The 20,597-nt window shown below is 57.7% G+C and carries 22 protein-coding genes and 3 pseudogenes; 16 read left to right on the top strand and 9 right to left on the bottom strand.

Annotated elements, in window-relative coordinates:
* Positions 1-119 precede the first annotated feature (119 nt).
* The 4 genes and pseudogenes from AC244Q_RS34130 to AC244Q_RS34115 form a co-directional block, all read right to left on the bottom strand.
* Positions 120-383 (bottom strand): hypothetical protein, encoded by a 264-nt coding sequence (locus AC244Q_RS34130; RefSeq protein ID WP_003555419.1) that lies wholly within the window; start codon positions 381-383, stop codon positions 120-122.
* A complete protein-coding gene (locus AC244Q_RS34125; RefSeq protein WP_012760445.1) occupies positions 370-768 on the bottom strand; it encodes an alpha-amylase family glycosyl hydrolase in 399 nt (132 codons plus the stop codon). Before AC244Q_RS34125 ends, AC244Q_RS34130 begins: the two co-directional genes overlap by 14 nt.
* Positions 769-859: 91 nt before the next feature.
* Positions 860-1,216 (bottom strand): DUF4267 domain-containing protein, encoded by a 357-nt coding sequence (locus AC244Q_RS34120; protein ID WP_245460703.1) that lies wholly within the window; start codon positions 1,214-1,216, stop codon positions 860-862.
* Between the two features lie 256 nt (positions 1,217-1,472).
* Positions 1,473-2,288: pseudogene (locus AC244Q_RS34115) on the bottom strand (SIR2 family protein); the annotation flags it as partial.
* Positions 2,289-2,606: 318 nt separating this feature from the next.
* Between AC244Q_RS34115 and AC244Q_RS34110 the strand changes: the two are divergent.
* Positions 2,607-3,614 (top strand): SDR family oxidoreductase, encoded by a 1,008-nt coding sequence (locus AC244Q_RS34110; protein WP_128408023.1) that lies wholly within the window; start codon positions 2,607-2,609, stop codon positions 3,612-3,614.
* Positions 3,615-3,884: 270 nt separating this feature from the next.
* On the opposite strand, the gene AC244Q_RS34105 is transcribed toward AC244Q_RS34110, so the two are convergent.
* A complete protein-coding gene (locus tag AC244Q_RS34105) occupies positions 3,885-4,079 on the bottom strand; it encodes a hypothetical protein (RefSeq protein ID WP_003555413.1) in 195 nt (64 codons plus the stop codon).
* A gap of 345 nt (positions 4,080-4,424) precedes the next feature.
* Between AC244Q_RS34105 and AC244Q_RS34100 the strand changes: the two genes are divergently transcribed.
* Genes AC244Q_RS34100 through AC244Q_RS34090 form a run of 3 tightly spaced genes read left to right on the top strand, consistent with a single transcriptional unit; the run spans position 4,425 to position 5,029 of the window.
* Positions 4,425-4,640 (top strand): hypothetical protein, encoded by a 216-nt coding sequence (locus AC244Q_RS34100; protein ID WP_003555412.1) that lies wholly within the window; start codon positions 4,425-4,427, stop codon positions 4,638-4,640.
* 9 nt (positions 4,641-4,649) lie between these two features.
* On the top strand, positions 4,650-4,829 hold the full coding sequence (locus AC244Q_RS34095) for a hypothetical protein (protein WP_003555411.1): 180 nt from the start codon (positions 4,650-4,652) through the stop codon (positions 4,827-4,829).
* A gap of 11 nt (positions 4,830-4,840) precedes the next feature.
* Positions 4,841-5,029 carry a hypothetical protein gene (locus tag AC244Q_RS34090; RefSeq protein WP_003555410.1) on the top strand — a complete coding sequence of 63 codons (189 nt, stop codon included), beginning with the start codon at positions 4,841-4,843 and terminating at the stop codon, positions 5,027-5,029.
* A gap of 417 nt (positions 5,030-5,446) precedes the next feature.
* Here the strand turns inward: AC244Q_RS34090 and AC244Q_RS34085 are convergent, their stop codons facing one another.
* Positions 5,447-5,761 (bottom strand): DUF6894 family protein, encoded by a 315-nt coding sequence (locus AC244Q_RS34085; RefSeq protein ID WP_409934801.1) that lies wholly within the window; start codon positions 5,759-5,761, stop codon positions 5,447-5,449.
* A 504-nt stretch (positions 5,762-6,265) separates the two neighbouring features.
* Here AC244Q_RS34085 and AC244Q_RS34080 point away from each other — a divergent pair.
* From AC244Q_RS34080 to AC244Q_RS34065, 4 genes are all read left to right on the top strand, one after another.
* Complete coding sequence (locus AC244Q_RS34080; protein WP_128408166.1) at positions 6,266-6,514, top strand: hypothetical protein; 249 nt, start codon at positions 6,266-6,268, stop codon at positions 6,512-6,514.
* 367 nt (positions 6,515-6,881) lie between these two features.
* Positions 6,882-7,130 carry a hypothetical protein gene (locus AC244Q_RS34075; RefSeq protein WP_017997379.1) on the top strand — a complete coding sequence of 83 codons (249 nt, stop codon included), beginning with the start codon at positions 6,882-6,884 and terminating at the stop codon, positions 7,128-7,130.
* Positions 7,131-7,438: 308 nt separating this feature from the next.
* Complete coding sequence (locus AC244Q_RS34070) at positions 7,439-8,248, top strand: mechanosensitive ion channel family protein (RefSeq protein WP_128408165.1); 810 nt, start codon at positions 7,439-7,441, stop codon at positions 8,246-8,248.
* Positions 8,249-8,597: 349 nt separating this feature from the next.
* A complete protein-coding gene (locus AC244Q_RS34065; RefSeq protein ID WP_012760451.1) occupies positions 8,598-9,053 on the top strand; it encodes a hypothetical protein in 456 nt (151 codons plus the stop codon).
* Positions 9,054-9,205: 152 nt separating this feature from the next.
* Here AC244Q_RS34065 and AC244Q_RS34060 read toward each other — a convergent pair whose 3' ends face one another.
* Positions 9,206-9,409 carry a hypothetical protein gene (locus AC244Q_RS34060; protein WP_003555403.1) on the bottom strand — a complete coding sequence of 68 codons (204 nt, stop codon included), beginning with the start codon at positions 9,407-9,409 and terminating at the stop codon, positions 9,206-9,208.
* A 374-nt stretch (positions 9,410-9,783) separates the two neighbouring features.
* Between AC244Q_RS34060 and AC244Q_RS34055 the strand changes: the two genes are divergently transcribed.
* The 6 genes from AC244Q_RS34055 to AC244Q_RS34030 all read left to right on the top strand — a co-directional run bounded on the left by AC244Q_RS34055 (position 9,784) and on the right by AC244Q_RS34030 (position 17,038).
* Positions 9,784-11,238 (top strand): UbiA family prenyltransferase, encoded by a 1,455-nt coding sequence (locus tag AC244Q_RS34055; protein WP_432431640.1) that lies wholly within the window; start codon positions 9,784-9,786, stop codon positions 11,236-11,238.
* Positions 11,239-11,248: 10 nt separating this feature from the next.
* Positions 11,249-11,680: a GtrA family protein gene (locus AC244Q_RS34050; protein WP_128408249.1), complete on the top strand. Its 432-nt coding sequence runs from the start codon at positions 11,249-11,251 to the stop codon at positions 11,678-11,680.
* Between the two features lie 7 nt (positions 11,681-11,687).
* Entirely contained in the window at positions 11,688-13,010 is a 1,323-nt protein-coding gene (locus tag AC244Q_RS34045) for an FAD-binding oxidoreductase (protein WP_003555400.1), read from the top strand.
* Complete coding sequence (locus AC244Q_RS34040; RefSeq protein WP_003555398.1) at positions 13,007-13,756, top strand: SDR family oxidoreductase; 750 nt, start codon at positions 13,007-13,009, stop codon at positions 13,754-13,756. The genes AC244Q_RS34045 and AC244Q_RS34040 overlap by 4 nt, the downstream gene beginning before the upstream one ends.
* Positions 13,757-13,859: 103 nt before the next feature.
* Positions 13,860-15,419 (top strand): hypothetical protein, encoded by a 1,560-nt coding sequence (locus AC244Q_RS34035; protein ID WP_128450452.1) that lies wholly within the window; start codon positions 13,860-13,862, stop codon positions 15,417-15,419.
* Complete coding sequence (locus tag AC244Q_RS34030) at positions 15,416-17,038, top strand: hypothetical protein (protein ID WP_128407280.1); 1,623 nt, start codon at positions 15,416-15,418, stop codon at positions 17,036-17,038. Before AC244Q_RS34035 ends, AC244Q_RS34030 begins: the two co-directional genes overlap by 4 nt.
* 854 nt (positions 17,039-17,892) lie before the next feature.
* Here the strand turns inward: AC244Q_RS34030 and AC244Q_RS34025 are convergent.
* Together AC244Q_RS34025 and AC244Q_RS34020 are read right to left on the bottom strand one after the other, a co-directional pair.
* Positions 17,893-18,247, bottom strand: a pseudogene (locus AC244Q_RS34025) (DNA polymerase Y family protein); the annotation flags it as partial.
* Between the two features lie 84 nt (positions 18,248-18,331).
* Positions 18,332-18,457, bottom strand: a pseudogene (locus AC244Q_RS34020) (damage-inducible mutagenesis protein); the annotation flags it as partial.
* Positions 18,458-18,716: 259 nt separating this feature from the next.
* Between AC244Q_RS34020 and AC244Q_RS34015 the strand changes: the two are divergent.
* Positions 18,717-19,334 (top strand): NADH-quinone oxidoreductase subunit C, encoded by a 618-nt coding sequence (locus AC244Q_RS34015; RefSeq protein WP_003555392.1) that lies wholly within the window; start codon positions 18,717-18,719, stop codon positions 19,332-19,334.
* A gap of 26 nt (positions 19,335-19,360) precedes the next feature.
* Positions 19,361-20,551: an NADH-quinone oxidoreductase subunit D gene (locus AC244Q_RS34010; protein WP_128407281.1), complete on the top strand. Its 1,191-nt coding sequence runs from the start codon at positions 19,361-19,363 to the stop codon at positions 20,549-20,551.
* Positions 20,552-20,597 lie beyond the last annotated feature (46 nt).

The raw sequence follows: 20,597 nt of genomic DNA, 5'->3' as shown, positions 1-20,597 counted from the left end.
CGGCTGCTCCAAGACAGCCCGGCGAAGATCGAACAAGCATTATCTGGTATCCTCGCAGGGCATCTGCAGGCACTCGCATTATCGCCGGTGACGGCGACTTCATGAAGGGCAAACAAACGTCACTCACGTTCGACAAACTTGTTGAAGCGGCTCGTCTTCCCGTCCTTTGTCTTGTCCTGGTAAAGGAAGCTCAGCTTGTTCTCCTCGAATATCTTGAAGAACTCCTCCCAACTGACCTCCTCGAAATCCGCTTCCTTTTCGCCGAAATCGATCCGAAGGACGCCACCCTTTCCGCCAGTACGAACAACGGAGGGCCGACCGTCGCGCGCTTCTGCCCATTTTTGAATGGTGCCGTGATCGTTTGTCGTGTCAGAGCTGCTCATTGCTTTCTCCAAGTGGGTTCTCATTTATGTCAACGCGAACTTTGATCGCGCCTGGAGGTTCCTGCCTGTCTTCAATCTTCTTCACTTTAGCTGAACGAGAATGACTTTTTAGGCCATGGGCGTGAGCTTCACTGATCAGCGCATCGAAATCCTGCATGCTGCCGAAGACAGGATCGACGGAGCGGAAGTCGCTGACATCATAACCGCTATCGAGGAGCGGCGACCTGTAGGTCGGCCCTGGCCATATCGCGTCTATGCCGAGCCAGGGGAGGTAATCCAAGCGCCGGATGATACCTTGAATGTCCCCCTCTCCATCGCCGTCGCTGTCCTGGAATGATCGAGGGAAAGTCTGGTAGATCGCGGCACGTTGCCACCATTCGATCATGCTTGGGGAACCTCAAATATCGTGCTGCCGAACGTCACTTTTGTCGTTGCTGTTCCTGTACGACATCGTACTATGATCAAGCGTCTGGGGGTCAGGCAACGCGGCTTCCCCACGCGGCAAGCGCCAGTAGCGACACCACGCTCCCGACATGAGGGAGAAGCGAAAGCAGCCCGCCACCCGCGAGCCACACAAGAACAAGATCGCCGCAGGGAATGACGCTGATTGCAGCGATCGACATGGTTGTGCCGGCAATCGAAAAATAAGGACCAACCACCAAGCAGAGGCCGATGACAATATCGCGAATTGCGATTGCGCGGATGTATGTAGCACTGGCACCGGATGAATTGCTCGTCGCAAATAGAGGCGCGGCCAATTCGGGCGTCATGATGATGACGATTCCCAGACCCATCAGGCCGCACCCGACCAGACGCACCGCGGTCTTCCACATCCGGCTCGCCCTCAAGTGCTGACCTCATGAAGAACCGATGCGATGGGGAAGGCTATCGCGTCGAGATCGATTTCCAGCTCGCCAATCATGTTTTCGAAGCCTCATCGAAAGCCGCGACAGATGTTCCTTGCAACGAAGAGGCTGTCGTCGAACAGGAACGAGGTTCATCGGAGACCAGTTTGTCGGATTTCGTTTGTCGCGAGGCTCGGCTGAAAGTCAAAGCGTCCGCTGATCCACAGGACGCCCTCTGAGCCGCAAGAGAGTTTTTCAACTCCTGTAGAAACAGCAAAAGAGACTCTTCAGCGTTTCCACCCCTTCCTTCGATCACTGTAACGCCCCATCGGTCAAGAACATGCTTCTGCACATCGTCGGCGTCGTGCATCACGATGTAGAGTGGGGGTCGGGCCCGCTCCTGGCCGGTATCGCGCCACGTCTTCCATAACCGGTGGAGCAGGAAGCGGATGTTCAGATCCGTCATGCTGTAGCCGACAAAAAGAAGCGTCGAGGCAAATGCGTCACCCCTGAACTTTATGTCCATCGGAGCGTCGAATGACAGCCGGTCGAAATAATCGGATTCAGTGATGACGAGACCCTCGGGATTGGAAAAGTCCCCGTGGAACTTGATGATCTGCGTGAGGCCCGGCAAAGCTGCGGCCAGATCCGCGGCCCCCGTTATCTTAACGTATGGTTTGCCGAACGCCTCATAGGCCGCTTCAAGATTAGCATCGTAGTTGGTGGTGTAAATTAACGGGAAATCGGCATCCACTATCAGGCGGTGCAGATGCGATTTCCGCAGACAATCAGGATCGACTCGCCACTCTTGGCTCATCCACTCGACGAGCGGACAAATCGAGCCATGCTTGAGACGATAGAACTCCGCAATCTCCTGGTACGAGCTTCGATGACAATCGTTGGTCGAACAGTCAATTCCAAGGTCTGACTGGATATGAGCAATCAGGCTTTCCCATGATGGAAGACCAACGCTCATGGAAACCCCGGCTCCAACGAATAGGATCGCCTGCCGTCTCGCCACCGCATCTGTCAGTGATCGAATTGCCTCTTGGTACTGCATGCATCCTCCTCGGCAGCCGAACCAAGCCAGGTAACAGCCGTTCCAGTACGATAACGCACGCAGCCGCGGTCTTTAGCTCGCGACGTTGTGGCTTTGATTGGCTCCGGCGACGTCTCGCCATCGAACGGGAACGAGCACAGTGAGGGACAAGGTAGTCGCGATCCCGACGAATTCGCGGAGTGGCACTACACATTTTTCTTCCGGATGATCGGCCAATGGAAGACCTTCGGCAGCGCGTAGTCGAAGATCGGAACCACAGCCCGGCGACAAGGTTCTTGGAAACAGTCGAATACTGTAAAATAAGTGGGAGCCAACAGCGTGCAGGATCTTCGCGGATCATCGGTCGTCATCACCGGCGCATCGAGCGGGATTGGGCGTGCGACAGCGCTCGCCTTCGCCAGACGTGGCGCTCGTGTCTGCCTTGCAGCGCGCCGCGCAGATGTCTTGCAGCAAGTGGCTCGCGAATGTCAGTCGCTGGGTGTTCAAGCAATCGTAGTACCGATGGATGTCACGGATGCTGATGCAGTGGCAGCGCTGGCCGATGCCGCCGAAGTCGCGTTCGGCGGGATTGACGTGTGGATCAACAATGCTGGCACTGGCGTCGCAGGCTCATACCACGACGCGCCACTCGAACTGCATCGCAAGACGATCGAGGTAAATCTGCTTGGCGCGATGTCCGGTGCTTACGCCGTGTTGCCGATCTTCATGCGACAGAACCGAGGAACCCTGATCAATATCGTCTCCATGGCAGCATGGGTGCCGAACCCCTTTGCCGCGTCCTACACGGCCAGCAAATTCGGGCTGAGAGGTTTTGCCGCCAGCCTGAGACAGGAGCTGGTAGGCATGCCCCACATTCACGTCTGCGGAGTATTTCCTGCCGTCATCGACACGCCGATTATCGAGCACGGTGCGAACTACACTGGCCATGCTTTGGAGCCGCCCCCTTTCCTGTACGATCCTGAGGATGTGGCCGAGGCCATCGTCGGCGTTGCTCTTATACCGCGCGACGAGGTCGCCGTTGGGTGGCCGGCCCGTGCCGGTCAGGTGGCCTATACGGTTGCACGCGGTCCCGTCGAGCGTCTCGCCGGCGCCACTGCTGCAGCGATCCGGAAGAAAGCCAAACCAGTGCCTAACACCGACGGCAGCGTGATGTCACCAAATGCTGCTGGAACCGGGACCAGCGGCGGCTGGCGCGTGAGAAAGCGTGTGCCGTCTGCAAAAACGATCACAGCTGTCGCCATCGCCTTGACCGGAGCCGTTCTCATCTATGGCCTGAATGGGCACCGTCACCGCCATCGGGTGCGGTGGCGCGATCCGGAACCTTGACGGGCTTTGTGCGAAGGAGGGACAGCACCACACTTTTGACGGCCTGCAGTCCCTCCAATCCCTTCATGAGATCGATCTCACCACTTTGGCTGATGGCGCCCCATCCCGGGGTGATGTCGAACACCGAATCCCGAAAGGGGATATGCCACGACCATCCAGTCACCCGCCAAAGCAGCCGAAAGTCCAACGGTCGACAGTATTCACGGTCCAATTCAAGCTGCGCTGACCTGCATCGAGTGGAAGAAGCCGGCTTCAGGAATGTAAGCTGCGTCAGCCATCCTTCGGCTTTCTGAGCTTCGAGACGAAGGTGCTCGACTGGCCTTTGGAAACCAGCACGTCTCCTTGGACGCACGCCCGGCTCATGTCGACGTCCTCCAGGTTGAGCGACCGCTGATCCTCCGGCTCTATCTTGGCCACCATCGGTGCTGCCAATGGCTTGCTTCCGTTATCCGCTTTGTTTGACATGTGTTGCCTCCTGTGACCCGCGAACCGAGCAGCATTGGTCAAGTTCCATCTGCAGCGGACTATGCCAATGATTTTTTAGTTTGTCGTCCGCTGGCGGCACGTCGTGGATCCAGGTTTGGGTCGGCTCAATGAGCCGAGGCTTAAACCACCAAGGGGTGCTTTCGGCAATCACCGGCTCCTCGACATGAGGACCACTATTCCAGCACATCCGTCTCGAAGCTTCGTGCGGCAAAATCGGTTGAGCCCTTCGAAGTAAGCTCTGATTTCCAATAATCACTCCGTCGGGAACTTCAGGAGCCTTTCGTTGTTGAGAGCCCACGAAGCAAGCCAAGAAGGAGGAGCTTCATGCCCAATGCGGATCGAAAGCACATCGGCGCCGGCGCCAAAGGCAAAGGTGACGGGTCAGGCGCAATGACTGATCTCGACCCGGACACTCTGCCGCCCAACATGGTCCTGTCCAACAGAGACAAGGCGCAGCACTCACGCGAGCGCGGTCTCGATGGCAAAACCGTGCAGACAGAGCAGTATCAAGACCATGCCGCCAACAGAGAGCCAGATTAGGAGGATATCATGAGCAGCAAAGTGCCGCCGACGCCGGAGGCCAACCGTTCCGACAAGGGTTCCGGCGAAACTTCCCACGCGGATAATGACGGCAGGCTGGTAGCTGCCGCCAAGAACCCAGACAAGGTCGGACAGCAAGGCAACAGCAAGGTCAACACGACCCATCAGGGTTACCAGCAGGATCGATAAAGCGAGGAGCCATGTCGACATCATCGAAGCATCCATCCACAGTTCGTCAGGGCGGCCCTGGTGCGTCGCACGAAAGCAGTAGAGCGCCGCTGGAGGTAAAAAAGCCCCCGGCGGTATCGGATAACAAAGCGCGAAGCGGCGTATCGGGAGGAGGTGGCGAACGCGACAGCCACCATACTCATGATGATGCGCGCAAATGAAGGGGCTGGCGGCATGTCCCGTCCCGCCCACACTCTTCCTTCCTGGGCTGTGGACCAAGCACTAGGCATTGTTCGCCGGCACGGCTTCGTGCTCGTCAACGCAACAACTGAGGAAGGACGGACAGAAGCGGCCGCAGGACTGGTGCTTGCCATTGCAAAAGCCCTCAGCAAGTTCGCGTCGCCTGCTGACAGTCACGTTGACGGAGAGTGATTGCGGGAAGTGCGTTCAGTGGTAGCCTTGCGAATAAAAAACTTCGTGAGCAGGGGCCGGAAGCCAAAATGTGAACTTATTGGCTGCAAAGATGAAGGATAGAAATGTCGAACGCTCACGCACTGGAGATGCCACAGTTCCAAACAACGCCGTCAATCCATCCATCTTTGAACGGTGGAGAGCTAAGCCCGGCTTCCGCGAGGGCGCTATTCCAGGCCGACAGCCGACCGGAAAGGAACGGTTGCGACCAGCGAGCCTTCTTCGGTCATGATCTCGAAAGTCGCTCCGTCTGCCGGATCGCCCCTGCGGATCCCCTCCGCCACGATTTCGCGAGCGGCCGCGACCGCTTCCTCCCGTGCTTGTTCAGGCGAAGCCAAGTCGATGCCTTCTAAATCTTCCTCGAAGACATCGTTCCGGCGGATGTGGAAAAAATACTTCGGCATGGTTTGCTCCACCAACGAGAATCCCACCGAACCTCTCGATAGCAAAGTTGTTCCACCCGGGCTGTCGATCGACCACATTCAAACCTAGCCGCATGAGACTCAGAAAAAAGCCCCGCGTAAAAGGCGGGGCGAGTTGGGGAAGTTTGGAGGAGTAGGCCGCGTAAAAGGAAACGGATGCGTGGCCCATCGGCCTTACTCTCGGCGGCCACTCTTGTTCCTTCGTCGGCAGATTTAAATCAGGAGGCCGCGCAGAGCCCGAAGGCATTGGATGAGAGGAAACACCAAACAACCTTGCCTCCGCGCGGCCATCCCCTGGGAGGGTGGATCGCGGAGAGTGCAAAGGGCGTTGTGCAAGGAAACATGGCTTCCCCTCCCGCGATCCGCCTTTCTAACCGGGCGCGTGCGATACCGGTTCCTGCGCGGTTCCGTACAAATCGTTGGAGAAGCGGATCGCCGCTGACTTGGCGGAGGCTCGCGGCAACCGTTCGCAACCGTACTGATGGTTGTCCTTGGGAGGTTAATGCAGTACCAGTTTTCCTATCGCGGTCCGGGCGAGTTGTTGCGACGCTCAAGGAGCATGAGATGGCGGACTTCAATCTCTCACTTCAGATGGACGACGTAAACGTGCTTTCCGATGCCGTCCAGACTTGGTACCGGCACAATCACGCTGCGCCGACGGAACAATCAATGCAGCTGCTTTGCAGCGCGGCGGTCGACCTCTATAATGAAGGACATAGGACGCGCGAGGAACTGGTCACGCTGCTGATCATGAAGTTTGATAGCCTTCACTCGCTGCAGGTAAACGCGCCATCGTCCGCGTCTCATCATTGACAGTGATATCGGCCATCGATGCGGAACGCCGGCTTTCGTCAATAGGTCATGAGCCCGTCGTTCCTCCGTTTCGGTTCCACTTCTTGGCGAACCCTTCCTTGAACCGCGTCTTACCGATCTCTCCACCCGAACGGTAGATATTGACTAGCAGCCGGTGCGTTTGGTCTTGCCCACCGCGCCGCCGAGGTGAAATCCCTTTTCAGCCAAAGCTGTTTCAGCCTAGGTTTTGCAATCAGCGCCAGTTTCCGTTCCTTCATACACCTCCTTCCACAATATGTCGGGAACATCCCCAGCACAAAGTGGTTAAGCGAGACATTCTCTGTGGCACAGGCTGTGGGAGCGAGCGATTGCAATCGTACAAGGAACAATGAGGTACCTGGTGCTCGGACTGCTCATCGCGGTCAGCGGTTGTTCACTGACAGACCCGCAGCGGCCAATGCCAGGCAGTCTGACCTACGGCAAGGTGGTCTACTCCCGGTATAAGCCAGGAACGATCGTGAAGAACACCTTCCTCGATCAATTCGGCTACCGGGTCTTTGAGCGATATCAGGTTCAGCCAGATGGCACTCTCAAACTCACTTATCAGGTCACGGGCCCAGATTTTCTGTGGGACTGATTCAGGCGCCGCAGTACTGCCGCTGCTTTTCGCGCTCCTCGATGCCTGAAAGGACATCTTCCGAAAGCAGTGAACCCCAGTTCAGAAGTTCTCGAAACGGGTGAGGAATATGGGGAGCAAAGATCGAAGAGCGTGATAACGCCGAAGAGCACGATTTCTATCAGATTCTCGAGGCCGAGCTGACCAACAAGACGACGGTTCTTGCCGAGGACGCACCTGCCGTCATTCCTTCAGACATCTCGCTCGCTTCGCTTGTGACGATCGTCGCTGCGGAACCCAACTGTAATTCATCCGAGTGTCGAAACAGCATGGAAAACCAAACGACTGATGCCATTCTCAAAACCCCGACTGCTCTTGCTCAAATCGGCACCTTAGCAGTTCATTACGGCCTTTCGCTCGCCGGGGCCGTTGTTCTCCTCGTGGGGGGGTGGATTTTGTCGAGCTTCGTCAGCAGGTGGGCCTACAAGGGCTTGTCCCGGATCCACGGCATTGACGAGATGCTTGCTCGCTTCTTCGAAAATGTGTTGCACTATGGTCTGTTGGTCCTGGTCTTCGTCATGGTCCTTGGACAGTTTGGCGTTCAGACCGCATCGATTGTCGCAGCCCTGGGTGCAGCCGGCCTGGCAATCGGACTTGCTTTGCAAGGAACATTGCAGAATATCGCCGCCGGCATCATGCTTTTGGTGCTTCGGCCGTTTCGGACTGGGGAATACATCGAGACGTCCAGCGTCAAGGGCAAAATGGTTGAAGTTGGCTTGTTTGCGACTGAACTGAGAACGGCGAACGGACTATACTTGATGGCTCCGAATTCGAACCTCTGGAACACGCCGATCCTCAATCACAGCCGCGAACCGGACCGGCTACAGGAGCTTTCCATCGCCATCGGCAATGATGTCGATGTAGGGTCTGTCAAAAAAATCATCCTCGATATCGTCTCAGCCGATCATCGCGTCAAACAAAATCCCTCGCCTAGCGTTCTTTCCGATGACCTGACGGCCGACAAGACGACGCTCAAGATCGAGTACTGGACTTCGACCAGCGAGTGGACGGATACCCGGTACGACCTCATCGACAGCTTGAAAGACGGGTTCGCTGAAAAAGGGATTCCTATCAAGTAGGAGATCATTGTGACGAGTACTTGTCATCGCTTCGTCGCGTCCTGGCGCGCCCTTAACTTCCGAACCTCGACGCCTTGCGTCAACCGTGCCAGTTGCGAAGCGCCCGTGCCCGTGGAGCATCGGCGTTCCGTCGTCAGCGCGTCCGAGAGCGTTGATAAGTCGTTCTCAAGCGCTCGGAGGCGCACTCGACTGTTGCAGCCTACCGGATCGAGGAGCCGCCCTTGGAACCTTTGCCGACCTTTATTGTTAGCGGCATCTGCAGGCATATGCCTTCTTTTGAAGGGTTACCAGGAGTAGGAGTAGGGCCGACAATCGAGAAGGTTCACCCAAATGGCAGCTGTCATCCTATGTGGCCGCTGGCATCATTGTCGGCCTCATCGTCACCGCGGGGCTCGATCTCGATCCGGAGATTGAGTGGGGGGTGACGGGCGGCATCAACATCAAGCCAACTCGGAGGACCGCGATGACCAAGAAAGATGGCAAGACCGCTGCCGAGGTGCGCGGTCGAATCCAATCAGGAGACAGTGGAGACATCAGGTCGGGATTTGACCCCGCAGCCGCACCCCTCGAAACAGATGCTGAGGCCGCCGGTCAGCCGATGAGCCACGAAGAAATCGAAACGGCGCTTCATACCCAGAGCAGGGGAGCGGCCGATCGCCAGCGCGACTACGATGTCGCCATGCGTGAACCGGGGAGTGCAGAGACCACACCCCAGACGACGCGCTCTAACCCTCTGCGCATCTTCATCGCCACACTGGCTCTTGTTGCGCTGGCGGTTGCGATCGCGAGCTGGATTTACACCTGACAAGCTAGGTGTAGGATTGCCGAAGCCGCGCAGTTTCAAAGACGGCGCAGGCCATCCCACTGACATGAGCCCCAAGCTTGACAAAACGGTAGGCAAAGATCTTACGCCAAGCGGAGCCTCTGGCAATTAAAAGCCGCTCAACCGTATCGTCACTACTGCGCGACCAGAACGGCTCCCATCATGATTGCGCAGAGGAGTCCAAGGATGTTCAAGCCGAGCGTGACGAACTCGCTGATCTGCTGACGGTGGGGATGGCATTGCTCCGCATTTCCGAAGACTGCAATAGCCCCGCCAATCATCCAGCAGGTCAGTGTCAATGTCCCAAAAACAAGTGCCAAGTTCATCGCTTCGATCATCCGGTCCTTTGTATGGGGCACAAAACCGGTACATGACCGTTTTGTTCCCGCCGTCGAAACTCCGTCCGGTAGAGTACGTCGCTCAGCGCAACCTGCTCGTGACATGGCAACGAGCAGGTGCGCGCTTGATTATTGATCATCCAGGAATATCCGCTGCCTGCTGGAAAGTGGAGGTGCGGGAACGTCGTGCAAGCCGTCACGACGCCTCTTTTGGGACGCCATGGAACTAAGCGGCGTGGCCGTTGTTCGGCGATTTCCACCGAGCCAAGGTAAAAAAGGGAAATCCTTTGAGCGAATTGCGCCAGGAGTTTGAACTTCGAAGAGATTCTCTGCCGACGGGCCAGGAGAACGAGTGGATTTTGCCTCGTCGAACGATGTCATCGGTGGGTGGCTCTTCGACACCGCAAAGTTCGGATTCGTCGCGGCCGCTGGTCATCGACCTCGATGGCACCTTGGTTCGATCCGACCTTCTGATCGAGACCGCCTTTTCTGAACTCAGGCGCCGCCCCTTTTCCATCGTTGACCTTGTCCTCGCAACGTGCAGGGGAAAGGCATGCCTCAAGCACCGTCTTTCCACACCGGCGGATTTCGATCCGGCTATCCTGCCCTTTGATCCCGAAGTTCTGAACTTGATCCATACGGCGCGGCATGAGGGACGTCAGGTCTATCTCGCATCCGCGACTCACGAGCGCCTTGTCTCGCGCATTTCCGACCATTTAGGTGTCTTCAACGGCTGGTTTGCAACCGACGAGATGACAAACTGCGCCGCCGAGTTGAAGGCGGAAAAGCTCGTCGCGGCCTTTAGCGATGGCGGCTTCGACTATGTCGGCAACGACGCGGCAGATCTGCCTGTATGGCGTCATGCCGGAAAAGCGTACGCAATTCGGTCGTCCGCCAGGGTTGCTCGGCAATTGTCGCGCCAATGCGACAATGTCGAACATCTTGCGCACGACAGACCGACCTGGCGGACTTGGGCGCGGTTGCTGCGGGCGCATCAATACGTCAAGAACGGGCTCGTCTTTATCCCGTTGCTGACAAATCAGCTCTTCGACGTCCATAGTCTCGCCAATGCCGCTCTGGCTTTGATCGCCTTCTCGCTTTGCGCGTCGAGCGTCTATGTGCTGAACGACCTGGTCGACCTTCAGGACGACCGCGGACATCGCAGCAAATGCCGCAGGCCGCTCGCTTGTGGCGAGATCCCGCTCTCACACGCGCTCATGGCAATCCCCGTTCTCCTTCTGCTGTCGTTTATGGTCGCCCTGACGATTACACCCGCCTTCATTTTGGTGCTCGCCGGATACTTTGCGTTGACCACCGCCTATTCGTTCGTTCTGAAGCGGAAGATGATCCTGGATGTCGTGACCCTTGCCGCTCTTTACACCGCACGCGTGGTAGGAGGGTCGGCGGCGATCTCTGTTTGGCCTTCTCCTTGGCTGCTCGCCTTCATGATGAGCTGGTTCCTATCGCTTGCACTCGTCAAGCGTTACACGGAGCTCATTTCGCGCCGAGCCGCGAACTTACCCGACTCCAAGAGCCGCGACTACAAGAATGGTGACATCGGCATGGTCGGCGCGTTGGCGGCCGGGGCCGGTATGAACGCGCTCACATTGTATGCGCTCTACGCTGCAAGCGACAGCGTGCAGGATCTCTACACTCGGCCAGGGATTTTATGGCTGGCTGGACCAATCCTGGCTTGTTGGATTGCCCGCATCCTGTTGCTGGCCCATAGGGGACTGATGCATGACGATCCGGTCGTATTTGCGATCAAAGACAAGGTGAGTCTTGCGACTCTGGGCGTTGCCAGCGCCTTTGTTGTCGCCGCACTGTGAGGTGAGCGAGATGCGTTCCCATTATGGGGGTGAAGGAATCCCGCCCCGGATCGCAGTTCGCTATGTCGTGTTCGCGATCGTCTCGACTTTGGCAAATTTTGCGATTCAGGCGGCTGTCGTGAAGATCTACCCGTCGCAAAGCCTCGCGCCGTCAATGCTCGCGGGCACTGCGGCTGGATTCGGGCTTAAGTACTTCCTCGACAAAAGGTGGATCTTCTTTGACCGATACGAATCGCACGGCGACGAATTGCTCAAGATCGTCCTTTACGGCCTGTTCAGCGTCGTGACGACAATCATATTCTGGGGATTCGAAATCGTCTTCTGGATAGTGTGGAGAACGGATGTTGCGAAGTATGCCGGCGGCGCGATCGGTCTGGCGATCGGTTACATCTCAAAATTCGCGCTGGATCGAAAATTCGTTTTCAAGTTGGAGGGGGCGTGACAGACCGATGGAGGGATGGGGACGTTATCCACGCCATAAAAGTGAAGTGATTGATTGCAGGCTGCCGGAGACGCTGCCTGGACTGGTGTCATCGCGCGCGGGTCTGATTGCTCGCGGCAACGGCCGCTCGTATGGAGATGCCGCTGTCGGTGAGCATCTCACTTTGACCTGCGGCGGATTGAACCGGATGAAAAGCTTCGATCAGGTGACTGCCTCCCTGACCGTCGAAGGTGGCGTCATGCTGTCAGAGATTCTCAGGTCGTTCATCCCCCGGGGCTATTTCCCCCCAGTGGTGCCAGGAACGAAGTTCGTCACGGTTGGAGGAATGATCGCATCCGATGTGCACGGGAAGAACCATCATCGCGACGGTGGCTTTGGAGAGCACCTTAGCGAAATCAAGCTGGTTGTTGCCGGTGGCGAGATCCTTACCTGCAGCAGAACCCAGAATTCCGAGCTTTTTTTCGCAACGGTCGGTGGTATGGGCCTGACGGGCATCATCGCTGAAGCTACTTTTACGCTGAGGCCCATCACTACCGGGTGGATTGTCCAAAACCAAGTCGTGACGGAAAACCTTGGCGATACGCTGAAAGCCTTGAAGCAGACAGATGACGCGGCCTATTCCGTCGCCTGGGTCGATTGCCTTTCGCGGGGCGCTTCGCTCGGCCGCTCGCTGATCTTTGTCGGAGAGCACGCCATCGCGAACGACATCGCTCAAATGCCAAAGGCAGCGCTATTGCCTCACATCAAGGCAGCCCGTTTTTCACTGCCGGTCGATCTGCCTGGTTGGGCGCTCAACAAAGCGAGTGTTTCTGCATTCAACGAACTTTACTATCAGGCGGGTGCCCGCAAAGCAGGCCGAGCCTCGTTGGTCGACTGGAACAGCTACTTCTTCCCGCTTGATGGTCTGCTCGAATGGAATCGCCTCTACGGCAAGCGCGGCTTTCTGCAGCATCAGTGCGTGGTGCCTGACGAAAACGCACTTGCGGTTCTGAGCAGTATGCTCGATCGTTTCGCTCGTTCTGGGAAAGCCTCGTTCCTGGCCGTTCTGAAAAGGCTGAGGGGTGGCGCAGGCCTTCTGTCATTTCCGGCGCCAGGGTATACCCTCGCGCTCGACCTGCCGGTCGCGCCCGACGTGTTCCAGCTGTTAGACGAAATTGACAAGCTGGTTGTCGCGGCGGGAGGACGGCTCTATCTCGCCAAGGATGCGAGGCAATCCCGCCACACATTCGAAGCCGGTTACCCCCAACTGCAGGCGTTCAAGGAGGTGCGACGAACAACGGGGGCTGACCGACACTTTAGTTCCCAGCTGGGAAAAAGGCTTGGAATATGAAAGCCATCGGCAAGACATTGCTCCTGATTGGCGCGACGTCGGATATTGGTCGTGCGACTGCCCTGGTCTATGCCGAGGCGGGCTGGGACGTTCATTTGGTCGGACGCAGGCGTGAGCTTGTTCAACGCGAGGCCGATGACATCGTCACGCGCACCGGCGCCTCCGTCGCAGCCCATGAACTGGATATTCTTGATACCGGCCGCTTCGAAGAGTTCCTGAGCACCGTGTCGCCATTGCCTGACACGGCCATTTGTGTCGTCGGCGAACTCGGCGAGCAGGCCCGCGCCGAAAGGGAACTCGAACACGCCGCTATGGTGATGCGGACGAATTTCGAAGGACCGGCTTTGATGCTCGGCCTCCTGGCAAGCCGGTTTGCCGCGCGTGGGTCCGGCACCATCGTCGGCATAAGTTCGGTCGCCGGCGACCGCGGGAGAGGATCAAACTATGTGTATGGCGCCGCGAAAGCTGGCCTAACGGCGTTCTTGTCCGGTCTCAGGAACAGACTATTCACAGCCGGGGTACGCGTCCTCACCATTAAACCCGGTTTTGTCCGAACGGGGATGACTGATGGAATGAAGCTTCCACCAATGCTTACGGCCGAGCCTGCAGAGGTCGCTCAAAGGATTTTCGCCGTTGCCGATGGCAGCAAGGGAGGGGACGTCGTCTATGTCAGACGGATTTGGTATCCACTCATGGCGATAATCCGAGGCGTCCCGGAACCGATCTTCAAAAGGTTGCGGCTGTGATCGAAGCCGGCGGAACAAGAGGTAGATTGCGCTGTCCCTCTTGTCGGTTTTTTCCGCGCTTCGATGCGGATCGAGACCTGCACCCGGGAAGGACGGGGTCTAGATGAAGCGCCGCCTTTTTTCCGCACAAGTTGCGCTCCTGGTGGTCGCGGTTATTTGTTCCGCGATGCTTGCCCTTCCTGGACGGACCATTAACACCGCTTTCATCAACGACGTTTTGGTATTCATTGATGGAGCGCATCGTATTGCTGTTGGGCAGGTGCCAAACCGTGATTTTCACACGGCGCTCGGACCATTGGTCTTCTATATCCCTGCCCTTGGCTACTTCCTGTCCGGAAATTTCGGCGCCGCGATACCGATAGGAATGGCGCTCCTGATCGTCGCGTTCATGCCTGCGATGATGCGTGTCCTTCTTTCGCGCCTCAGCTCGCCGTTAGCCATCGCCTTGGGCATATTCCTGATTCTTATTCTCGCTGTCCCTATCAATCTCGGAAGTCCGGTCCGGCTTCTTTCTTTCGCGATGTTCTACAATCGCATCGGCTGGGTCGCTCTCGGGCTCATCCTGGTTTTGTACCTGAAGCCGAGATCCGACGCCGCGCGCAACGACGTTGCAGACATTCTCGCGACGGCTTTTCTTCTACTTGTCCAATTCTACACGAAAGCAACCTACGGACTCTGCGGCGTGGCCTTTTTGATCTTCTTGTTGTTGGACCGGCAGCAACGTTCCTGGATCCTGCTCAGTCTGCTCCTGACCGTACTGGCAATGATCGTAATCGAGTTCTTCTGGCGCGGCACGCTTCATCATATAGAGGATCTGCGGGCCGCCGCACGGGTCAGCGGTGATCACGACGTTCGCAGCATACTGAAAAATGTCCGTGAGAATCTGTCGGATCTGGTGGTTTTCACGGTGTTTGCGCTGGTTGCCTTCTGGCACATCCGCAGCCTTCGAGACCTCCTCTACAGTGGCTTCTGCGTGGGTGCCGGATTGGCAATCATCAACCAGAACGCCCACAGCTGGGGTATCATCACCCTCTATTGCGGAGCGGCCGTCGTCGTGGAAAAGGCACGGCGCTTTCAATCTGTCGATCCAAGCGCGCAAATGGAGAAGCCTGCTCGTCTTGCCGCTGCACTACCGCTGCTTCTGATCTTCTTTCTGTTGCCGCCCATCGTCCATCATGGAGAGGCGATCGCTCTCCACACGGCTCTTGCGGCGGAGAATGTGGGCAAGCCCCTTGGCCCTCCGCTTTTTGAGGACGTCCGGGAAATCGACCCGCCCGGTGGCGAGCCTGATTTCATACAGCGCTACCTCGATAGTATCGAAAGTGGGGGGGCCCTACTTCAGGCCCTGCCGATTCCGCTCGAACGGGTGTTCGTGCTCGATTTCGTCAACCCCTTTTCAGCGGGTCTCGGGATACGTCCTCCCACAGGTGACACTGCGTGGTTCCACTGGAACCGCAACATCAATGAGAAGGCGTACATCCCACCAGAAGCACTGTTCGCCGACGTGAAGATTGTGATGGTGCCGAAGACTGGCATCAATAGCCTGCCGTTGCAGGAGCTGTATGGCCCCTTCATTTCGAAGAATTACGACATGGTGCAGAAAACGCCGGAATGGACGATTTACCAGCGACCACAGACCGCGTTGGAAAGCGAGGCGCGATGACCCAGGCAGTGAGGTCGATGCCGGAGCAGGAAGGCGCATCGCCACGGGCGGGCCGCCAAACCGTCTGGTGGACCGCCATCGTCCCATTTGCTCTGGTGCTTTCAGCTCTTCTCGCTCTGCCCAGCCAGACGATCACCTCCAAATACGTCAACGATCTGTTTGTTTTTCTCGATGGTGCGCATCGCATCTGGTCGGGACAAGTTCCGAACGTGGATTTCCATACGTCGCTTGGAGCGCTCACCTTCTATATTCCCGCTGTCGGCTATGGCCTTTCGGGAAGTATGGGCGGTGCGATGCCAGTGGGAATGGCCATAGTCACCCTCCTGTTCGCGGCCGTTGCCGCGGCGATCCTCGGCAGCCGCATGCACAAGGCGCTCGGTTTGCCGTTGGCAGCTTTTCTGCTTTTGCTCGTCGCGGCTCCTGCCAATCCTGGAGAACGGATCGGCGATCTCACATTTGCGATGTTCTACAATCGGCTGGGCTGGTCTTCGCTCGGTCTTCTTTTGGTCATGTACCTGCCCCGCCTAACCAGCGCTGGGAGCAAGGCCGTGGATGCCGCCTGTGCAAGCTTCCTCGTATTGTTCATGCTCTACACGAAGATCACCTATAGCGTTGTAGAGCTCGCATTTCTGGTCTTCCTGGCAACCGACCGACGTCAAATCGGCTGGACGGCGCTGGCGTTCGGGATGATCGCGATAAGCGTCGTTGCCATCGAACTTTTCTGGCGCGGCAGCCTCAATTACCTCGCCGATCTGCGCCTTGCGGGCGAGAATAGTGGCGGGCTGCCGGCCCTCGGCGCTCTGGGGTACGTTTTCCTGAACAATTTCGCTGACCTCACCGTCTACGCGATTGCCGCCGGCATCTTTCTTGTCCTCGCACCAAGCTACCGCCGTCTTTTTTTTATCGGTTTTTGCGTCTTAACCGGTGTGCTGCTGATTGAACAAAACTTTCAACGCGCGGGCATCCTGACGCTGGGGCCGAGCGCTGCTGTCATCACTCAATCTCTTTTGAATGGCGAGCTTTCCCGACTGCACCGGAAGGCTCGCCTCGTCCTATCGCTTCTGCTGGCATTTCTGCTTGTGCCAGCGGCGATAAGCAATGCCTCGGCTGTCGCCATTCATGCCCGTTACGCCATCGCCGGGCAGGGCGAGCCTATGCCGCTGCCGGAATTCTCGAGAATTCGGCTCGTCGAGACATGGAGTATTGGTCAGTACGACTACTTTGTGCAGTATAATCGCACTCTGGCTGAGGCGTCGGACGTGCTGTCCCAGTTGGGCGCTCGCCAGGCGACTGTCGCCGTATTGGACTTCGTCAACCCCTTCTCGGCCGGCTTGGCGCTTCCGCCGCCTATTGGCGACAGCGTCTGGTATCACTGGGGACGGACGCTCGGTCCCGAATACCATCCACCCGCGGAGGAGATGTTCGCACACGTCGACCTGATCCTCGATCCCAAGTGGCCCATCGAAATCTGGACGGCGAATGGCATGCGCGACATTTTTGCTCACTATATCGCCCGCCATTACGACAAAGTGCGGGAAACAACGAATTGGCGCATCTACCGCAGGAACACTGGACAGCGCATGGCCTTGCCCGCTCAGCAGCGTCAGGCCGCCGGATGACTGGGAGAATCTTATTGCTCTTGCCTGTTCAGGAGCAACGGATATGGCTCGACACTTCTTCAATGCTCATGACGGCATTCTATTCGGATACGGCTGGCCCAGAGCACCCGGCCTCCACAGCGCCCGCAGCGAGGCCGAAAGATGGCGCGCAATCGGCGTCTCTGCGCTCCCATACAAATGACTGGTGAAAGGACACACAGTCCTAGTTCGCCGAAGCGATCCGCGAGTCCCGACAGTTGGGCTTCCGCGGGATCTTGATGCTCTCGTTCTCCGCCGCCTGTTTCGCCGCCTCCGGATACCCGTTGGTCTAGGGTAGATCCTTGCGGCGCGAGCGAATCTCCTTCGTCAGCTCCACACCGTTCATGCCGCCTGGCATCATCTGCATGGTAATGATTCGCCGCCAACGGCTGCCCTATCCATTGCCCTCGCGGCGGCCGCCCGAGTTACGCGCAGCGGAAGCGTTTCATACAGGAGATCAATGGTCTCGACGACGTCTTGATCTCCTGGACGAATGGCCGCAAAACAACCGCGACATCGTCTGCGAGGTGATGTTGGACGCATGCAGGAAGGCAGCAAGCGGCCAACTTCCGGCTCAGGCTGTCGCAGACAATTTTCGCCGGTTCCTAAAGAAGCGCGGCATACTTGCCGACATCAAAGACGCCCCATCGCATCTGCGCCCAGCCCGAGACCGGAGTTTCTCCGGCGTGTAGCTGTTTAGGGCGCAAGCGGACGTTTGGGCTTCCAGCCACCAGCTTTGGTGATTTCTGCCACTGGCGGCTGCTTGCGCGTGTGGTTTAGACAGGTCCGATGAAACAATTCGCTCCGAAGTTTGCGAGCTGCAGAATCAAACAAGAGGGAATTTCATGAAGCCGTCGTATCACCCGATACACAAGCTGGCTTCGGCTGCCGTAAATATCGATCAGCGGCGTAACGTCGGTGACATCCTCCTCGACCAGCGATGACGATCCCTGGCGCTCCTCCAGCGGCTCGGTCATCGCCGCGAACAGGGTCAGCTTCCGATCCCGATCCCGGGCTCGATCTTCTCCACAAAACAGCTTCGTCAGCCACGCGACATCGCGCACTGGCTTCACCGTGCTGGACGGATCGCCGGCCGCGTACCGTCGACCTCTTCGAAATCAGGTGCGCTCGGCGGACGCCAAGGCCGCGCCTCTGCAGCTCTTCGACCAGTTGCAGGACCAGCCGGCCGACACATGGCGATCTTCGCCACCATGGCGAATTCGCCGCCCTGCAGGTGATCGGCACCCTCTGTGTCCATGACGATCCCATCGACCGCTCCCCCGAAGGCATGACACTCACCCGCCACCGCGTGGTCGACGCCGTCGGCTGCGCGACATCAGCAGCCTCCGTCTGCCGTCGCCAGCGTCGCACGGCAAGCACCATGGTGCCGGTTCGGTCCGCCGACCTCATGATGCTCTTGTTCAGTAGTCAGAGCCAAGCCAACCTTGACTGCCAGCGGTCAATCTCGGCCCTCTATTTCCGGCCATCGCGAGGTCTCATAAGTCCAGCAATAGCTACCCTACCCTCTGCTGACGGCCAGTCGAGGGCGCGCGGCGCCCTCGACGTAAGACGAACCCGCCGCCACCGAATTCTCGCCGAAGCGGGAACCCAACGGGCGCTTGTGGGTTCGACTGCCTTCAACGCGCGCATGGAGCCACCTTTGAGCGGAAATCTTCCCGAACTCGCATCATACCTCGTCAACAAGGTGCCGCAGGCAATCTCGGACCATCAGTTCAAGCTGGGAGAACTTACGCTACACACCGGCCGGGAGCACATCATTGAGCTGCTCGGTTTCCTGAGGAACGATGAAAACTGCCGCTTCGTCTGCCTACTCGACATCTGTGGCGTCGACTGGCCGGGCCGGGCCGAGCGTTTCGATGTTGTCTATCATCTGCTATCTCCGACGCAAAACCTGAGGCTTCGGGTTAAGCTCGAGACCGACGAAGAATCAGCGGTGCCATCGGCCTGCGAGCTCTTTCCGTGCGCGGACTGGTATGAGCGCGAGGCTTGGGACATGTACGGGATCCTCTTCACCGGCCATCCGGACCTGCGCCGAATTCTGACGGATTACGGCTTCGAAGGACACCCGCTGCGCAAGGATTTCCCGCTGACCGGGTTCGTCGAAGTTCGTTACGACGACGCTGCGAAACGCGTGATTTATGAGCCGGTGGAACTCAAGCAGGAATATCGGCACTTCGATTTCCTCTCCCCGTGGGAAGGAACCGATTACGTCCTCCCAGGCGACGAGAAATCAGCTGCCGACCCATCCAAGCAGTAAAGGCGGTGATCCAGGGAGAATACCAAGTGGCAGAGCACGATGTACGAAACTTCCACCTCAATTTCGGCCCGCAGCATCCCGCCGCACACGGCGTATTGCGGCTGGTACTGGAACTCAACGGGGAGATCGTGGAGCGCATCGACCCCCATATTGGTCTTCTACATCGCGGCACCGAGAAGCTCATCGAGAAGAAGACATATCTTCAGGCGCTGCCCTATTTTGACCGGCTTGATTATGTCGCGCCGATGAGCCAGGAGCACGCATATTGCTTAGCGATCGAAAAGATGCTCGGCCTTGAGGTGCCTTATCGCGCGCAGCTAATCCGCGTGCTCTACGCCGAGATCAGCCGCATTCTCTCTCATCTGCTGAATGTCACCACTCAAGCGATGGACGTTGGGGCGTTGACGCCGCCCCTTTGGGGTTTCGAAGAGCGTGAGAAGTTGATGGTCTTTTATGAGCGCGCCTCCGGCTCTCGCATGCATGCCGCCTATTTCAGGCCGGGCGGGGTTCATCAGGATCTCCCGCCGAAGTTGGTTGCAGACATTGGCGAATGGTGCCGGAAATTTCCCCAGGTTATTGAAGATATCGGCGGCCTTCTCACCGACAACCGGATCTTCAAGCAGCGCAACGTGGACGTCGGCCTCATTTCACTTGAAGATGCCTGGGCCTGGGGCTTTTCCGGTGTGCTGATCCGGGGTTCGGGGGCTGCGTGGGATCTTCGACGAGCCAATCCATACGAGTGCTATTCCGACCTCGAATTCGATATTCCGATCGGCAAGAACGGAGATTGCTACGACCGTTATCTCATCCGTATGCAGGAAATGCGGGAATCGGTGCGGATCATGAGCCAGTGCGCAGACCTGCTGCTCGGAAGCGCGTCCACCGGCCCCGTGAACTCGAACGACGGCAAGGTCGTGCCTCCTAAGCGCGGCGAGATGAAGCGGTCGATGGAGGCGCTCATCCACCACTTCAAGCTCTACACCGAAGGTTTCCGAGTGCCGAAGGGGGAGGTCTATGCGGCCGTGGAGGCGCCGAAAGGTGAATTCGGCGTCTATCTTGTCGCCGATGGCACGAATGCGCCATATCGCTGCAAGATCAGGGCACCCGGTTTTACCCATCTGCAGGCAATGGATTTCATGTGCCGCGGCCATCAGCTTGCCGACGTCTCCGCCGTTCTCGGCTCCCTCGACATCGTCTTCGGCGAAGTCGATCGCTGATTAACGAGCGGCAACGCTGTCAGCCGCGGCGCGTCTGCGATGTACA

The organism is Rhizobium sp. CB2179, assembly GCF_057653455.1.
Note: the sequence above shows the minus strand (reverse complement) of the source record. Positions and strands in the feature narration are given on the sequence as shown.

Bases quoted from the DNA above. Each gene is read 5' to 3' on its own strand.
- AC244Q_RS34060 (WP_003555403.1), bottom strand. From the start codon at position 9,409: ATGATCGAAGCGATGAACTTGGCACTTGTTTTTGGGACATTGACACTG.
- AC244Q_RS34120 (WP_245460703.1), bottom strand. From the start codon at position 1,216: ATGTGGAAGACCGCGGTGCGTCTGGTCGGGTGCGGCCTGATGGGTCTG.
- AC244Q_RS34075 (WP_017997379.1), top strand. From the start codon at position 6,882: ATGAGGTACCTGGTGCTCGGACTGCTCATCGCGGTCAGCGGTTGTTCA.
- AC244Q_RS34040 (WP_003555398.1), top strand. From the start codon at position 13,007: ATGAAAGCCATCGGCAAGACATTGCTCCTGATTGGCGCGACGTCGGAT.
- AC244Q_RS34095 (WP_003555411.1), top strand. From the start codon at position 4,650: ATGAGCAGCAAAGTGCCGCCGACGCCGGAGGCCAACCGTTCCGACAAG.
- AC244Q_RS34130 (WP_003555419.1), bottom strand. From the start codon at position 383: ATGAGCAGCTCTGACACGACAAACGATCACGGCACCATTCAAAAATGG.
- AC244Q_RS34030 (WP_128407280.1), top strand. From the start codon at position 15,416: ATGACCCAGGCAGTGAGGTCGATGCCGGAGCAGGAAGGCGCATCGCCA.
- AC244Q_RS34080 (WP_128408166.1), top strand. From the start codon at position 6,266: ATGGCGGACTTCAATCTCTCACTTCAGATGGACGACGTAAACGTGCTT.
- AC244Q_RS34055 (WP_432431640.1), top strand. From the start codon at position 9,784: ATGTCATCGGTGGGTGGCTCTTCGACACCGCAAAGTTCGGATTCGTCG.
- AC244Q_RS34085 (WP_409934801.1), bottom strand. From the start codon at position 5,761: ATGTGGTCGATCGACAGCCCGGGTGGAACAACTTTGCTATCGAGAGGT.
- AC244Q_RS34125 (WP_012760445.1), bottom strand. From the start codon at position 768: ATGATCGAATGGTGGCAACGTGCCGCGATCTACCAGACTTTCCCTCGA.
- AC244Q_RS34050 (WP_128408249.1), top strand. From the start codon at position 11,249: ATGCGTTCCCATTATGGGGGTGAAGGAATCCCGCCCCGGATCGCAGTT.
- AC244Q_RS34045 (WP_003555400.1), top strand. From the start codon at position 11,688: ATGGAGGGATGGGGACGTTATCCACGCCATAAAAGTGAAGTGATTGAT.
- AC244Q_RS34035 (WP_128450452.1), top strand. From the start codon at position 13,860: ATGAAGCGCCGCCTTTTTTCCGCACAAGTTGCGCTCCTGGTGGTCGCG.
- AC244Q_RS34100 (WP_003555412.1), top strand. From the start codon at position 4,425: ATGCCCAATGCGGATCGAAAGCACATCGGCGCCGGCGCCAAAGGCAAA.
- AC244Q_RS34105 (WP_003555413.1), bottom strand. From the start codon at position 4,079: ATGTCAAACAAAGCGGATAACGGAAGCAAGCCATTGGCAGCACCGATG.
- AC244Q_RS34090 (WP_003555410.1), top strand. From the start codon at position 4,841: ATGTCGACATCATCGAAGCATCCATCCACAGTTCGTCAGGGCGGCCCT.
- AC244Q_RS34070 (WP_128408165.1), top strand. From the start codon at position 7,439: ATGGAAAACCAAACGACTGATGCCATTCTCAAAACCCCGACTGCTCTT.